This window comes from Bacillus sp. PK3-067 (assembly GCF_056738645.1).
Map to the genome: position 1 here is coordinate 4,395,217 of NZ_CP096490.1, position 14,693 is coordinate 4,409,909.

Annotated in this window: 12 protein-coding genes and 1 other annotated feature; of the genes, 2 read left to right on the top strand and 10 right to left on the bottom strand. The window is 36.9% G+C overall.

The features are described from left to right. Window positions 1-9: 9 nt before the first annotated feature. The 9 genes from hisS to M1D73_RS22670 form a co-directional block, all read right to left on the bottom strand. Window positions 10-1,281, bottom strand: coding sequence for a histidine--tRNA ligase (hisS, locus tag M1D73_RS22630; RefSeq protein WP_000027084.1), 1,272 nt, complete (start codon window positions 1,279-1,281; stop codon window positions 10-12). Between the two features lie 69 nt (window positions 1,282-1,350). Beyond that, window positions 1,351-1,581, bottom strand: a binding site (T-box leader). Between the two features lie 54 nt (window positions 1,582-1,635). Continuing rightward, window positions 1,636-1,812: a hypothetical protein gene (locus M1D73_RS22635; RefSeq protein WP_183128497.1), complete on the bottom strand. Its 177-nt coding sequence runs from the start codon at window positions 1,810-1,812 to the stop codon at window positions 1,636-1,638. A gap of 165 nt (window positions 1,813-1,977) precedes the next feature. Beyond that, the gene (locus M1D73_RS22640; RefSeq protein ID WP_001266965.1) at window positions 1,978-2,418 is read right to left on the bottom strand and encodes a D-tyrosyl-tRNA(Tyr) deacylase; all 441 of its coding nucleotides are present in this window, start codon (window positions 2,416-2,418) and stop codon (window positions 1,978-1,980) included. A gap of 16 nt (window positions 2,419-2,434) precedes the next feature. After that, a complete protein-coding gene (gene relA / locus M1D73_RS22645) occupies window positions 2,435-4,618 on the bottom strand; it encodes a GTP diphosphokinase (protein WP_001262795.1) in 2,184 nt (727 codons plus the stop codon). 210 nt (window positions 4,619-4,828) lie between these two features. After that, window positions 4,829-5,341 carry an adenine phosphoribosyltransferase gene (locus M1D73_RS22650; RefSeq protein ID WP_000346215.1) on the bottom strand — a complete coding sequence of 171 codons (513 nt, stop codon included), beginning with the start codon at window positions 5,339-5,341 and terminating at the stop codon, window positions 4,829-4,831. Window positions 5,342-5,388: 47 nt separating this feature from the next. Then, complete coding sequence (gene recJ / locus M1D73_RS22655) at window positions 5,389-7,728, bottom strand: single-stranded-DNA-specific exonuclease RecJ (protein ID WP_481157965.1); 2,340 nt, start codon at window positions 7,726-7,728, stop codon at window positions 5,389-5,391. 101 nt (window positions 7,729-7,829) lie between these two features. Continuing rightward, window positions 7,830-8,723 carry a cation diffusion facilitator family transporter gene (locus M1D73_RS22660; protein ID WP_000409743.1) on the bottom strand — a complete coding sequence of 298 codons (894 nt, stop codon included), beginning with the start codon at window positions 8,721-8,723 and terminating at the stop codon, window positions 7,830-7,832. Between the two features lie 156 nt (window positions 8,724-8,879). Then, complete coding sequence (gene secDF / locus M1D73_RS22665; RefSeq protein ID WP_001119067.1) at window positions 8,880-11,144, bottom strand: protein translocase subunit SecDF; 2,265 nt, start codon at window positions 11,142-11,144, stop codon at window positions 8,880-8,882. A 269-nt stretch (window positions 11,145-11,413) separates the two neighbouring features. Continuing rightward, complete coding sequence (locus tag M1D73_RS22670) at window positions 11,414-11,698, bottom strand: post-transcriptional regulator (RefSeq protein WP_000886980.1); 285 nt, start codon at window positions 11,696-11,698, stop codon at window positions 11,414-11,416. 186 nt (window positions 11,699-11,884) lie between these two features. On the opposite strand from M1D73_RS22670, the gene spoVB reads away from it, so the two are divergent. Continuing rightward, entirely contained in the window at window positions 11,885-13,444 is a 1,560-nt protein-coding gene (spoVB, locus tag M1D73_RS22675; RefSeq protein ID WP_000198301.1) for a stage V sporulation protein B, read from the top strand. Window positions 13,445-13,524: 80 nt separating this feature from the next. Here the strand turns inward: spoVB and M1D73_RS22680 are convergent, their stop codons facing one another. Further along, the gene (locus tag M1D73_RS22680; RefSeq protein ID WP_000454837.1) at window positions 13,525-14,172 is read right to left on the bottom strand and encodes a DUF421 domain-containing protein; all 648 of its coding nucleotides are present in this window, start codon (window positions 14,170-14,172) and stop codon (window positions 13,525-13,527) included. Between the two features lie 103 nt (window positions 14,173-14,275). Between M1D73_RS22680 and M1D73_RS22685 the strand changes: the two genes are divergently transcribed. Continuing rightward, window positions 14,276-14,659 carry a TIGR04086 family membrane protein gene (locus M1D73_RS22685; RefSeq protein WP_000349148.1) on the top strand — a complete coding sequence of 128 codons (384 nt, stop codon included), beginning with the start codon at window positions 14,276-14,278 and terminating at the stop codon, window positions 14,657-14,659. Window positions 14,660-14,693 lie beyond the last annotated feature (34 nt).

The window sequence follows — 14,693 nt, forward strand, 5'->3', positions numbered from 1 at the left end:
AAGTTCCCCCTATATTAATTTCTCTGCTACGTATGAAGCAAATACATCTAACGCTACTTCTTCTTGTTCACCTGTTGCCATATCTTTTAAGTTAATGATGCCTTTATCTAGCTCATCTTCTCCTAATACAGCTACAAATTTCGCCTTTAGACGATCTGCTGATTTAAATTGTGCTTTCATTTTGCGATCTAAATAATCTTTTTCAACTGACAATCCAGCTTTACGAAGATCGAACGCAACTTTTGCAGCATGGTCTTTCGCTTTTTCGCCAAGCGCTACAACGTAACAATCAATGCTATGTTCAAGTGGTAATTCAATGTTTTCAGCTTTTAGCGCCATAATTAAACGTTCAATACTCATTGCAAAACCGATACCTGGCATTTCTGGTCCACCGATTTCTTGTACAAGTCCGTTATAACGGCCACCACCGCTTAATGTAGTGATCGCACCGAAACCTTCTGCCTCACTCATAATTTCAAAAACAGTGTGTTGATAGTAGTCTAAACCACGCACTAAGTTCGGATCTTTTTCAAATGGAACATCCATCATCGTTAATAGTTCTTGAACTTTGTCATAGTATACTGCTGAATCTTCGTTTAAGTATTCTGTAATAGATGGTGCTGTTCCCATTAATTCATGGTTACGGTCTTTCTTACAGTCTAAAATTCGAAGTGGGTTCTTTTCTAAGCGAGATTGACAGTCAGAACAGAATTCGCCGATACGTGGCTCAAAGTGTGCGATTAATGCATCACGGTGTGCTTGACGGCTCGCTGCGTCACCTAAACTGTTTAATACAACTTTAATATTTTTTAAGCCCATGCCGCGGTAAAATTCAACAGCAAGTGCAATTACTTCTGCATCAATTGCAGGGTCATTACTGCCGATTGCTTCGATACCGAATTGTACGAATTGACGATAGCGACCTGCTTGTGGTCTTTCATAACGGAACATTTGACCGATATAGTATAATTTCGTTGGTTGTGTCGCATCACCAAACATTTTATTTTCAACGTAAGAACGTACAACAGGTGCAGTACCTTCTGGACGTAATGTTAAGCTACGCTCTCCACGATCTTGGAATGAGTACATTTCTTTTTGTACGATATCTGTCGTATCACCAACACCGCGTAAAAATAGCTCAGTGTGTTCAAAAATTGGTGTACGAATTTCTTTATAATTGTAACGACGGCAAATTTCGCGTGCTTGCCCTTCGATATACTGCCATAACTCAACAGTGCCTGGAAGAATATCTTGCGTTCCGCGTGGGATTTGAATAGACATATTCAGTTCCTCCTCAAATTGTTTTAATCTTAATAAAAATAAAAAAACTCCCGCCTCTACTGTTTAAACAGTAGGGACGAGAGTATTATACCCGTGGTGCCACCCTAATTGAAGCACGTATGCTTCCACTTTTTTAATAACGCTTAAATATGCGTTCATCCCTACTAAGCATATATGCCGTTCAAGTTGAAACCTCTAGAGTGTCATTCAATCAGTCATCATGCAGAAATGTTTTCAGCCTAAGACATTCCTTCTCTTTCCATGTGTGTCTCATTTACTCTTCTCTATCAACGGTTATATTCATATGTAAATATAAAATTACTATACGTTTGTTAAGTAGGATTGTCAAGTGCTCTAAGAACGTTCAATCTGCTTCTTTAAACGCTTTACATCTTGAAGAGAAATCCCAAACCCCGAAGCAAGCTCCATTGAAGTATTGTTTTGCTCTTTTGAAATAAAATCATGAAAATTCACGTTAAACAGTTGATTTGCACCATTTGTAACAGAATGCCCTTTTTCATTCATACGCATACGTATATCCCTCACATTCAATATGGATGTTTTACTTTTTATTGTTCCATATTGATGAGAGAGTTATACATAACCGAAACTGCTATTGATTCCAAATAAATGAACAAAACATACAACAATGTATAAAAAAGAGAGGATTATATAACCCTCTCTTTTTTATGAACACTATTTACTTTCTACAATTAAGGTCACCGGACCATCATTGATTAAAGAAACGTCCATCATTGCTCCAAACTTCCCTGTTTCCACATGTAATCCTTGTTTACGAACTTCTTCATTAAAGAAATCGTATAAACGCTCTGCATAATCAGGTTTCGCAGCATCCATAAAGTTTGGACGTCTGCCCTTGCGGCAATCTCCGTATAATGTGAATTGCGAAATAGATAGAACTTGTCCTTCTACATCAAGTACAGAATGATTCATCTTTCCGCTCTCATCTTCAAAAATACGTAAGTTTGCAATTTTTTCCGCAATGTAAGTTGCATCTTTTTCTGTATCTTCGTGCGTAATGCCAACTAGTAATGTTAAACCGAACGGAATTTGTCCTACGATCTCACCGTCTACTGTGACAGACGCTTTCTTTGATCGTTGTAAAACAACTCTCATCTTTCTACACTCCCTATTAATGCATCATGCGTCGTACTGCATAAATTTCTGGAACGCGTTTAATGCGTTCTACTACTTTTTTCAAGTGTTGTAAGTTACGAATCGAGATTGACATATTAATTGTTGCCATCTTATTACGGTCACTTCTACCAGAAACAGCTGAAATGTATGTTTTCGTCTCTGTAACAGCTTGCAGTACTTCATTTAATAAACCGCGGCGATCGTAACCTGAAATTTCAATATCAACGTTATACTCAATTTCTTTTTCAGGGCTACCTTCCCACTCTACCTCTAATAATCGTTCTACAGCTTCTTCTGTATGAACATTTACACAATCACGGCGGTGAATTGATACACCTCGGCCTTTCGTAATATACCCAACGATATCATCGCCCGGAACTGGGTTACAGCATTTCGATAAACGGATTAATAAATTATCAGCACCGCTTACCTTTACACCAGAATCCCATTTTCGAATTTTCATCGGTTTACGGACTTCTTTAACTTCAACAATTTCTTCTTCTTCGCGTTGTTTGCGGAACTTGTCCGTTAGTCGCGTAACAATTTGCGAAGCTGTAATTCCGCTATATCCAACTGCTGCAAACATATCTTCTTCATTTGCAAAGTTAAATTTCTCAGCGACGCGTTTTAAGTTATCCGGCGCCAATACTTCTTTCATCTCATACTCTAGACCACGTACTTCCTTTTCAACAAGTTCACGGCCTTTTTCAATATTTTCGTCTCTACGTTGTTTCTTAAAGAATTGACGAATTTTATTTTTCGCATGAGATGTTTGAGCAAGTTTTACCCAATCCTGGCTTGGGCCATATGAATGTTTCGACGTTAAAATTTCAATGATGTCGCCTGTTTTTAATTTATAATCCAGCGTCACCATTTTCCCGTTTACTTTTGCACCAATTGTTTTATTCCCAATTTCCGAATGGACACGATACGCGAAATCAATTGGAACAGATCCAAGTGGTAATTCCATTACATCGCCTTTCGGTGTAAAGACGAATACCATGTCAGAGAATAAATCAATTTTTAATGACTCCATAAATTCTTCTGCATTAGAAGCTTCATTTTGCCATTCTAATATTTGACGGAACCATGTGAGTTTCTTCTCTAATGTACCTGTTGTTTCTGCTGTTTTTCCTTCTTTGTATGCCCAGTGTGCCGCGATCCCAAATTCTGCAATTTCGTGCATTTCTTTCGTACGAATTTGCACTTCAAGTGGATCACCTTTCGGTCCAATTACAGTCGTATGAAGAGATTGATATAGATTTGCTTTTGGCATTGCAATATAATCTTTAAAACGACCTGGCATCGGCTTCCAGCACGTATGAATAATTCCAAGCACCGCATAACAATCTTTAATACTATTTACAACGACACGTACAGCTAATAAATCGTAAATTTCATTGAACTGCTTATTTTGCAGTGCCATTTTACGATAAATACTGTAAATATGTTTCGGTCTTCCAGAAATCTCAGGTTGAATTGCAACTTCTTTTAATTTCTCACGAATACCAGTCATTACTTCGTCTAAATATTCTTCACGTTCTGCACGTTTACGCTTCATTAAATTTACAATACGATAATATTGTTGTGGATTTAAATAGCGAAGTGACGTATCCTCTAGCTCCCATTTAATAGTACTAATTCCGAGTCTATGTGCCAAAGGTGCAAAGATTTCTAACGTTTCATTCGCTATGCGACGCTGCTTCTCTTGAGGCAAATGTTTCAATGTACGCATGTTATGAAGACGATCAGCTAGTTTAATTAAAATAACTCGAATATCTTGAGCCATTGCAATAAACATTTTGCGATGGTTTTCTGCTTGTTGTTGTTCGTGAGATTTATATTTGATCTTCCCAAGCTTTGTAACGCCATCAACAAGCATAGCAATTTCTTTGTTAAATTCCCGTTCAATATCTTCTAATGTAATCTCTGTATCTTCCACTACATCATGTAAGAAACCTGCTGATACCGTAGCTGGATCCATGTGTAAATCAACTAAAATACCTGCAACTTGAATCGGATGAATAATATACGGTTCACCCGATTTTCTATATTGTTCGCTATGCGCATCACGTGCATATTCATAGGCACGTGCCACTAGCTCAATATCTTCATCCGCTAAATATTGACTTGCTTTCTCGAGTACCTGTTCAGCTGTTAGTACCTGCTCATTTGCCATCGAATCACCTTTTATTGAAAATTGACTTTATCTTTATTTAATAGAATAAATTATATTCTATCATTATAACCCAATGATTGTGAATTGTGAAAAGGAAAAGATTTTACTGACATTTCACCATAATTTTTTGTTCAATTATACAAAAGTACCCGCTCCTCTCCAAGAGATTCACGGGTACTTTTTATCACCGTAGTTTTACCTATATAGTGATTAGTATTTTTCTAATACTAATACATCGTAACCATCTAACATTTTACGACCATCTAAGTAAGTAAGTTCTACTAAGAATGCAATTCCTGCTACAACTCCGCCTAGCTCTTCAACTAACTTAATTGTCGCTTCGATTGTTCCACCTGTAGCTAATAGATCATCTGTAATTAATACGCGTTGACCTGGCTTAATTGCATCTTTATGGATTGTTAAAACGTCTTTACCATATTCTTTACCGTAGTCAACTGTAATTACTTCACGTGGTAATTTTCCTAATTTACGAACTGGCGCAAATCCTACTTCTAACGCATAAGAAACTGGGCAACCGATAATGAAACCACGAGCTTCTGGTCCTACTACAACATCGATATCTCTTTCTTTTGCGTACTCAACGATTGCGTCTGTTGCTGCTTTGTATGCTTTACCGTCATTCATTAAAGGTGTAATGTCTTTAAACACAATACCTTCTTTCGGATAATCCGGTACAATTGCGATATGTTGCTTGAAATCCATATTTCTGAATCCTCCTCAGATCTAAAAGGTTTGTAAATACAAATCCTTTACCCTAACTGTTCTACTTCTTTATGATTACGAATCGTTTCAAACCATGTATATAGTTGCTGATATGTGCTATAAACCAATTCTTTTTCTAATTGTAAGTGGTTCATTTTCTCACGATATGTGTTCGATTCAATTAAATCACGCTTTTGTTTTTTGTCTGCCATAAAAATGACGCCATCTTTTATTGTAACAAATTCTAACTCAAAAAACACCTGTGTCATGAAATTTACTGTATCTTTTGACCAACCTTTATGACGACATAGTTGTTCTCCATATTGTCTTAAAGAAAATGGTGTTTTTTTGCTTAAGAAAGAATAGTACCATTTAAAGTGTTCTCTCGTCGGAACTGTACTAAATAAGTGGTTATTCTCTTGATAAAATAGCGTATAAATTCGCGCTGGGAATCCTACCTTAAATAGCTCACGTAATTCATCTGTTCCTTTTGGTAAATCAAGTAACACGATATATTGATCATCTAAATGCGTTACTTCTGAAGCATGCATGAGCTTTTCTTTATAGCTCTCTAAAGAAAATTTATTCAATACCTCTTCAGAAAAATACACCATTGTTATTTTTTCTTTCGGAAGTTCTGCTAAATTTGCTTCTGCATTACGCATACTACGCCAATCAAATAATTGCCACGCCTCTACAGCAATATCTTGTACCATTAGTTGTGGCTTCTTAAAGTTATTCCATTCATTAATAGACGCTTCTCCTATTACAGATACTTTTGCAACTGGAGAGATTTCTTTCGCATATGCACCAAAGCCAAATCCAATTGTATCCAGTGTTGCTTGTCCATCACGAAGAGCCATTTTTAAATGAGAGCCATCTGATCCGATTGCGCGAATGCTTTCTAACTCTGCATCTTTTACTGCAATACGTGGTTTCGGATTTCCAACACCAAACGGGGCTAGTTTTTGCATATCTTCAATTGCCGCTAGCGTTACATCCTCTACTTTACAAAAAACATCAACTGCTGTAATTGGAATAAAATCTTCTTCTGTTAAAATTGCATCTGCTTGTTCATTTAAGCGGCGACGTAATTCATCTACATCATTCATATGTAGCGTCATTCCCGCTGCCATCGGATGCCCTCCGAAGTGTGGTAATAACTCTCTACAATCTGATAAATTTGCAAACAAATCAAATCCTGCAATACTACGTGCTGAGCCTTTTGCTGTTTCTTTTATAGGATCAATGCTTAATACAATCGTCGGACGATAAAAACGTTCAACTAATTTCGAAGCAACAATTCCAATTACCCCTGGGTTCCAGCCTTCTTTCGCAAGTACTAATACTTTATTTTCTTCTGGTGGGAAGTTATTTTCCACTTCAGCGATAGCCTCTTCTGTAATTTGCTTTACAATATCTTTTCGCAGTTTGTTCAGCTCATCAATTTCTTCAGCTAGCTCTTTCGCTTCCTCTGGATCATCTGATAATAAAAGGTGTACAGCCGGCGCAGCATCTTCTAAACGCCCAACCGCATTAATACGAGGTGCAATTGAGAAACCAATACTCTCTTCGGTAATTTCACTTTGCGAAACGTTAGCAACTTTAAACAATGCCTTCAAACCAATATTTCTCGTCATACGCATATGTTTTAAACCGCGTTTCACTAGCAACCTATTTTCACCATGAAGTGATACTAAATCGGCTACTGTACCAATTACTGCGATCTCTAATAAATGTTCTGGTACACGGCCTAATAGTGCATGCGCAACTTTAAACGCAACACCTACACCAGCTAAATAGTGAAACGGATATACACCGCCATCTAATTTCGGATGTATAATCGCAAGTGCTTCTGGCAATTCTGGCGGTGGCTCATGGTGATCTGTAATAATTAGATCTATTCCAAGCTCTTTCGCTACATTCGCTTCATGTACCGCTGCAATACCAGTATCGACAGTAATAATTAGCGAGAACCCTGCGCTATGCGCCCAACGAAATGCTTCTTCGTTCGGTCCATACCCTTCTGTAAAACGATTTGGAATGTAAAATTCTACTTCTGCACCTAATTCTTGAAGAGCAAGATATAAAACTGTCGTACTACTTACTCCGTCCGCATCGTAATCACCAAATATTAATATTTGCTCTCCATTTTGAATCGCCTTATTTACACGTTCTACCGTTCTATCCATTCCTTCTAATAAAAATGGATCATGAAATTCTTGATTTTCTGTATTTAAAAAATCTAAAATCTTATCTTCTGTATCGAGTCCTCTACCGAGGAATAACGAAACGACAAGTGGCGATAACTTTAATTTACTTGCTAATTCACTCACTCGCTCGTCATTATATTCTTTTTCTTTCCAACGCGTCTTCGGTTGTAACACGAAATCACCCCTTAACCTGTTCATTATACAAGACAGATTAAGGGGTGACAATATAATGCAAACTACGATGCAATATCTATATACTAAAATGTTAATGATGTTTAATTTGGAGAATACGGATTTATATGTACGAATACATTTTGTACATTATCTTGTTTCATAAGTATTTCTTTCACATGTTTTCCAATACGGTGTCCTTCTTCTACAGTAATGTATGGATCTACGGACACTTTAATATCGACAATAACATAATGACCATGCTCCCGTGCATATAAAGAACCAATTTTTTTCACACCATCTACTTGAAGAACTGCTTCTCTAAGCGGAATAACATCCTCCTCATGAAGAACATGGTCAAGCGTTGCATGAATTGCTTCCGCTCCAATGCTCCATGCCATTTTTACAACAAGAAGTGAAACAACTAATCCCGCAATTGGATCAGCGTATACAAGCCAGTCTATACCAAGCTTACCACCTATTATAGCTGCACAAATACCGATTAAAGCTGCAATTGAAGAAAATACATCCGAACGGTGCTCATATGCATTTGCAATAATTGCATCACTGTTTACTCTTTTCCCTAATCGGAATTTATATTGAAACATTCCTTCTTTCACGACGATTGAAAGAACAACAGCAAATATCGTAATTCCTTTCGGCGGTTCTAGTTCTTGCGAAAAAGCTTTTATAGACGAAATCGCGATTTCAAGTCCCACAATAAATAATAATACCGCAACAATAATCGCTGAAATCGATTCCGCTTTACCATGACCATACGGATGATCCTCATCAGGTGGCTGCTTTGCCGCTCGCAATCCAAAAAGTACAGCTAGCGAACCTATTACATCTGATGCAGAATGCACGGCATCCGCTAATAGCGCTTTACTGTTCCCAATATAACCAATTACCGCCTTTACAATCGCTAATATAATATTACCAACGATCCCGACAATAGCACCAAACTCGGCCTGTTTAAAACGTTCATCTTTTTCCATAATTAAAATCCCTTCTTTTCTTAACCTATCTTTTTATTTTAACAAAAACAGCGATAACACCACCACTTTCTTCCATCTTCTTTCTGTTAAAAAGTTGCTATCTTATTGTATCCACAAACGAAAAAAGAGATGCCTCATAAAGAGACATCATCTTTTCTATACTTGCGGTTCAGATTCTACTTTCTCAACCTTCTTCTTGTTTCTTCCCTTTTTCAAACGACGGTTTTCAAGCATTAACCAAATTTGAGAGGCAACGAAAACAGAAGAGTACGTACCTACAATTAATCCAACAAGTAGCGCAAACGAGAAGTTACGTAGTGACTCACTACCGAAGATAAGCAGTGCAATTACTGGGAATAACACTGTTAATACGGTGTTAATCGAGCGACCAAGCGTTTGGCGAATACTTGCATTTACGATTTCTTCTAGATCTTTTATATCGCGCACTCGTTTTTTCTGTTTGTATAATTCACGGTTTCTATCAAATGTAACAATCGAGTCATTAATAGAATAACCGATGATTGTTAGTACTGCAGCAATAAACGTTAAGTCTACCTCTAGTTGGAAAATACTAAACATAACAATCATAACGAATGCGTCATGTAATAATGCAAGTACTGCAGATAACGCATACGTAAATCGGAAACGAATACTTACGTATAAAATGATAACCGCAGAAGCAATCAGTACTGCGATAAATGCATTTCGTGCAATTTCTTTACCGATTGTCGGTGAAACTGTACTTACGTTTGGATCTGTACCATATTTATCGTGGAAGAATGTTTTTGTTTTCGCAATTTCATCTTTTGATAAAACACCTAATGTACGAACTGCGAAACCTTTATTGTCATCTCCAGTCGGTACAATATTTTCTTCCTTCACATCAATGTTCAATTCTTTAAAATCTTTATGAACATCAGACACAGTAACGGCTTGTTTTGATTGCAAGTCGATACGTGTACCACTCGCAAAGTCAATACCAAGATTCAATTTGAAAATTGGTAAGATAATTGCACCCGCAATTACAACTACAATCGAGAAGATAAGGAATTTATGACCGATATTTACGAAATTAATACGATCAAATCTTGTTGGCGGATGTACTACACCTTTTGTTAATGGAATAATATCCTTTTGTTTCACACCAAAATATCCTGGTTTTTTATCAAAGTAACGGCTCTTTACAAGTAGACCTAGCAAGAAACGAGTACCGAATACGTTCGTAATAAAACCAACTAAAATACTTACGATTAAACTTGTTGCAAATCCTTTTACAGAGCTATTACCATAAACGAATAACACACCAGCTGCTGCAAGAGTCGTAACGTTTGCATCTAGAATTGTTGCTAATGAACGATGGTTACCAGCACGGAATGCCGACATCATTGACTTACCAATTTTCAGCTCTTCTTTCAGTCTCTCGTACGTAATAATATTTGCATCAACTGCGATACCTACCCCGAGCACTAACGCTGCAATACCTGGCAACGTAAGAACTGCATGCATCCAGTTAAAGACAAGTAATGTAACGAAAATGTATAACCCTAACATAATAACCGCTACAAGTCCTGGTAAACGGTAGAATACAAGCATAAATAAGAAAATAAGAGCGATACCAATCGCACTAGCGAAAATCGTTTGCTCTAACGCTTGTTGACCAAATTTCGCTCCAACAGATGTTGAATACATTTCTTTTAAATCAACAGGAAGTGCACCTGCATTTAATAAAGATGAAAGTTGTTTCGCACTTTCAACTGTGAAGTTTCCACCTACGATAGATACTTCAGCTTGGTTAAATACTTGGTTTACTGTTGCTGCTGATAAGAATTTCGGATTCGGTTTTGCAGATTCTGCTTTATACGAATCTTTTCCTTCTTCAAAGTCAAGCCAAATTACCATTAAATTCGTTGGTGGTGGCATTTTAGAAATTTTTTCAGTTACTTCACGGAATTTTTCAGCACTTTTTAGTGTAAGACCTACGCTCGCACGGCCTTGCTCATCAAATGTTTGCTTCGCTCCGCCGCCTTTTAAATCCGTTCCATCCATAAGAAGGTTATCATCCACATCACGGAATGTTAATTTCGCTTGTGTTGATAACATTTCACGTGCTTTTTGCTGATCTTGTACACCAGCAAGCTGTACACGAATTCGATCTTGCCCTTCGATTTGAATGTTCGGCTCACTTACACCGAGAACATTGACACGATTTTCAAGAGCACCTACTGTACTTACAAGTACATCTCGATCGATTTTATCACCTTTTTTGGCTGGTTTTACTTCATACAGAATTTCAAAACCACCGCGAAGGTCTAGTCCTAGACTAATTCCTTTTGCTATGTCTTTTCCTGCCGCACCAATTACTCCACCGATTAATAAGACGATGAGGAAAAAGGCGGCAATTCTCGTACCACGCTTTGCCATATGTACCCTCTTTCTGCTACTAACACTTTCAATAAATCTCTTACGATTCACTGCTATACGTGTGCATACGCCTAGTTAGTAGACTTCCTTTCTATAATTTTTGCTAGTTCATCACTAGCTCTATAGGTAAGCTTTTACACTACCTACACTTCCATCATTTATTTTCCTCTTCACTACCTCCTTTATATATAATCTTAGACATAATTATTTCCTCTTTATCAATACATATCATTATACTGCAAAAGGAAGAACAAACCAATTGCAGTCGGTTATTTATTTTCGTACTCATCAAATGACCAAAGTGGCGCTTGGTAAGCTTCAACAGTTAAATATGTCATATATTCATTAGCTGTTACTGTTAATACGTCATTAACTAATTCATACAATCTAACATCGCTGTCTATCTTCTTCCACTTTTTCACTTTAAGAAACTTCCAAATGTCATCATCTGTCACTCGGTCGTAACCGAACATTTGAAACTCTTCTACTTTACTTTCTAAAACGACTTGTAACTGTCCGCGGTATGATTCTACCAAAGCCTCTCTATCTAACATCTATAAACATCTCCTTCTTATTTCAGCACGAAAAAGTCGCTTTAATCCCGCTCTAATGGACAGCAATAACTACTTTCAAGAGCACTATCATACTTCACTCTCTTAAATGCTTGTCATTCTTGTCTCGTACGTGCATATAAATTATTGTAAATCATTCCATTGATTTTGAGAAGGTAGGAGAAGAACATGACGAGACAAAGCTTTTTAAAAGGCGCATTTATTTTAATGATAGCCGGCTTTATTACAAAAATACTCGGCTTTATCAACCGCATAGTAATGGCACGTATTTTAGGAGAAGAAGGCGTTGGTCTTTATATGATGGCCGTTCCTACATTCATTTTAGCAATTACATTGACACAAATTGGTCTTCCTGTCGCAATCGCAAAATTTGTAGCAGAAGCGGAAGCTGTGAACGATAAACAAAGAGTTAAAAAAATATTAACCGTATCACTAGCTGTTACATCCGTTATTAGTATCATTTTAACAATCGGAATTATGTTCCTCACACCTATTTTAGCAAAAACATTATTAACCGACGAAAGAACCTACTATCCATTAATGGCCATTTTGCCCGTTGTTCCTGTTATTGCTGTTTCTTCTGTGTTGCGTGGTTACTTTCAAGGGAAACAAAACATGAAACCTAGCGCTTATGCGCAAGTTCTAGAACAAGTCGTCCGCATTACCATTATCGCTATATGCATTCAATTATTTTTACCTTACGGCATAGAATATGCTGCAGCCGGCGCTATGTTATCAGCTGTTCTCGGTGAAGTTGCATCCTTATTATTTTTACTCACGTTATTTCAGCGAGAAAAACATTTATCAATACGCTCTGGATTTTTCACTACTGTAAAGGAAAGCAAAGGGACATTTTATTCTCTGATGGATATTGCCCTTCCAACTACAGGAAGTCGTTTAATCGGCTCCGTTTCATATTTTTTTGAACCTATTGTCGTTATGCAAAGCTTAGCAATCGCTGGTGTCGCTGCTTCTGTTGCAACCCAGCAATACGGTATATTAAACGGTTATGCATTCCCGCTCCTATCACTACCTGCCTTTATTACATACGCTCTCTCTACAGCGCTCGTTCCTTCTATTAGTGAAGCAATGGCAAAAAGACAACATAAATTAGTAGAGCACCGTTTACAACAAGCACTTCGAATTTCATTAATTACCGGCGGATGGTCTGTCGTTATATTATACGTATTCGCTTCTCCTGTTTTAACTCTTATGTATGGATCAGACAGCGCAACAGCATTCATTCAACTTCTTGCGCCTTGCTTTTTATTTCATTATTTCCAAAGTCCACTTACCTCTGTTTTGCAAGCTTTAAACTTAGCAAGAGCCGCAATGATGAATACATTTATTGGTGCCATCGTGAAATTAATCGTTATTTTTGTACTAGCATCAAGGCCAGAGTTTCAAATGATGGGGGTTGCACTTGCTATTGCTGCAAATATTGTAACAGTAACATTTCTTCACTACGCTACTGTTTTAAAAAAGATTACATTTACCATTTACGCAAAAGACTATATTTTCGGCGGACTTGCCATCGGTATCGCAGGCGCCTTCGGTTTTTATCTTCATAAATATATTATTTTCTCTCATTCCCTTGGCATACAAACATTATGGGAAATCACTTTAACAACAATTGTTTATATCGTACTTCTCTTCACTTTCAAACTCATTCGAAAAGAAGAGTTAAGTCGTCTCCCTATCATTCGTAAGCTTTCATTTTTGAAATAAGGTGAAACTTTAATCAGTGGGGTAATCTCCACTGATTATTAGTTATACTAATCATTCTTACTCTTCCAAAGGATAAGTCTCTAATTTTCTTTTACATCAACAAAAAATTGTCCATTTTGAAAACTACAGTATAAAATTTGTGTTATATCGTTATAACCTAAGTTTTTTAATTTCTCAATAAGCCATTCATCTGTATGCTCAATCATTTGTAAATGACTAGATTGAATTTCTCCATCAATAATAAGAGGAAGCGTAAACTGCAATGTATCTTGTTTATTTTTTTGTTTTTGAAAGACAGATAACTTCCCAGACGCTTCCAAAATAGCATATTCTACATCCCGAATATCTCCAACTCCTTGTTCCCTTAATTGCATCATTAAATCATCAATATTATATCGTTGGTTTCTCATCTTTTTTTCATCAATCTTTCCCGCATTAATAATAATTGCTGGTTCACCTTCTATTAAATGCCGAAATCGTTGAAACTTTAATGAAATGACTGACAAAATGATTTGTATGCACATAAGAAAAGTCATCGGAACTAATTGATGCCAAAGTGATTTATCGGTATTTTCAATTGCTACTACAGCCATTTCTCCAAGCATAATAAATACGACTAAATCTAATACACTTAGCTCTCCTATCTCACGTTTACCCATAAGACGAAAAATAATTAAGATGATGATATACAAAAGCATTGTCCGTCCAATTACCGATATCCATTCCATTTCTACATCTCCTTTTTTACGTATAGACTCCCCTATAAAAAAGAAACTAGTCTAACTTGAGCAAAAGGAAAATATGCTTGTATTAAAAAGGGGGAATGCATAAATGGATGGAACGAAAAAATTATCAACTGCAATTGGCTTCGGTATTGTTACGCTACTAATTCTCGCATCTATTACTAGTATGATTATGGCTCTTTTATTAAAGTTTACAAATATAAATGAAGGGACATTAACCGTTACTATTTTTATACTCGCTCTTTTATCTATGCTTATGTCTGGATTTACTGCCGGCAAAAAGGCTCAAGGAAAAGGTTGGCTAGTAGGTTTCACAACAGGGCTCACGTTCACTATACTCGTCTTTCTAGTTAACTATTTAGGCTTTTCTCAAACCTTATCGAACTCACAATTACTATATCAATTAGCATTAATGGGGGCGAGTACACTCGGTGGTATTTTCGGTGTAAATATGTCAAAGCAAAGTAACTAAAAAAGGCCCTGCACATTTCATGCAGGGCCTTCCA

Coding starts and splice junctions, on each gene's coding strand:
- hisS (WP_000027084.1), bottom strand. CDS start 1,281: ATGTCTATTCAAATCCCACGCGGAACGCAAGATATTCTTCCAGGCACT.
- M1D73_RS22635 (WP_183128497.1), bottom strand. CDS start 1,812: ATGCGTATGAATGAAAAAGGGCATTCTGTTACAAATGGTGCAAATCAA.
- M1D73_RS22640 (WP_001266965.1), bottom strand. CDS start 2,418: ATGAGAGTTGTTTTACAACGATCAAAGAAAGCGTCTGTCACAGTAGAC.
- relA (WP_001262795.1), bottom strand. CDS start 4,618: ATGGCAAATGAGCAGGTACTAACAGCTGAACAGGTACTCGAGAAAGCA.
- M1D73_RS22650 (WP_000346215.1), bottom strand. CDS start 5,341: ATGGATTTCAAGCAACATATCGCAATTGTACCGGATTATCCGAAAGAA.
- M1D73_RS22660 (WP_000409743.1), bottom strand. CDS start 8,723: ATGGAAAAAGATGAACGTTTTAAACAGGCCGAGTTTGGTGCTATTGTC.
- secDF (WP_001119067.1), bottom strand. CDS start 11,144: ATGGCAAAGCGTGGTACGAGAATTGCCGCCTTTTTCCTCATCGTCTTA.
- M1D73_RS22670 (WP_000886980.1), bottom strand. CDS start 11,698: ATGTTAGATAGAGAGGCTTTGGTAGAATCATACCGCGGACAGTTACAA.
- spoVB (WP_000198301.1), top strand. CDS start 11,885: ATGACGAGACAAAGCTTTTTAAAAGGCGCATTTATTTTAATGATAGCC.
- M1D73_RS22680 (WP_000454837.1), bottom strand. CDS start 14,172: ATGGAATGGATATCGGTAATTGGACGGACAATGCTTTTGTATATCATC.
- M1D73_RS22685 (WP_000349148.1), top strand. CDS start 14,276: ATGGATGGAACGAAAAAATTATCAACTGCAATTGGCTTCGGTATTGTT.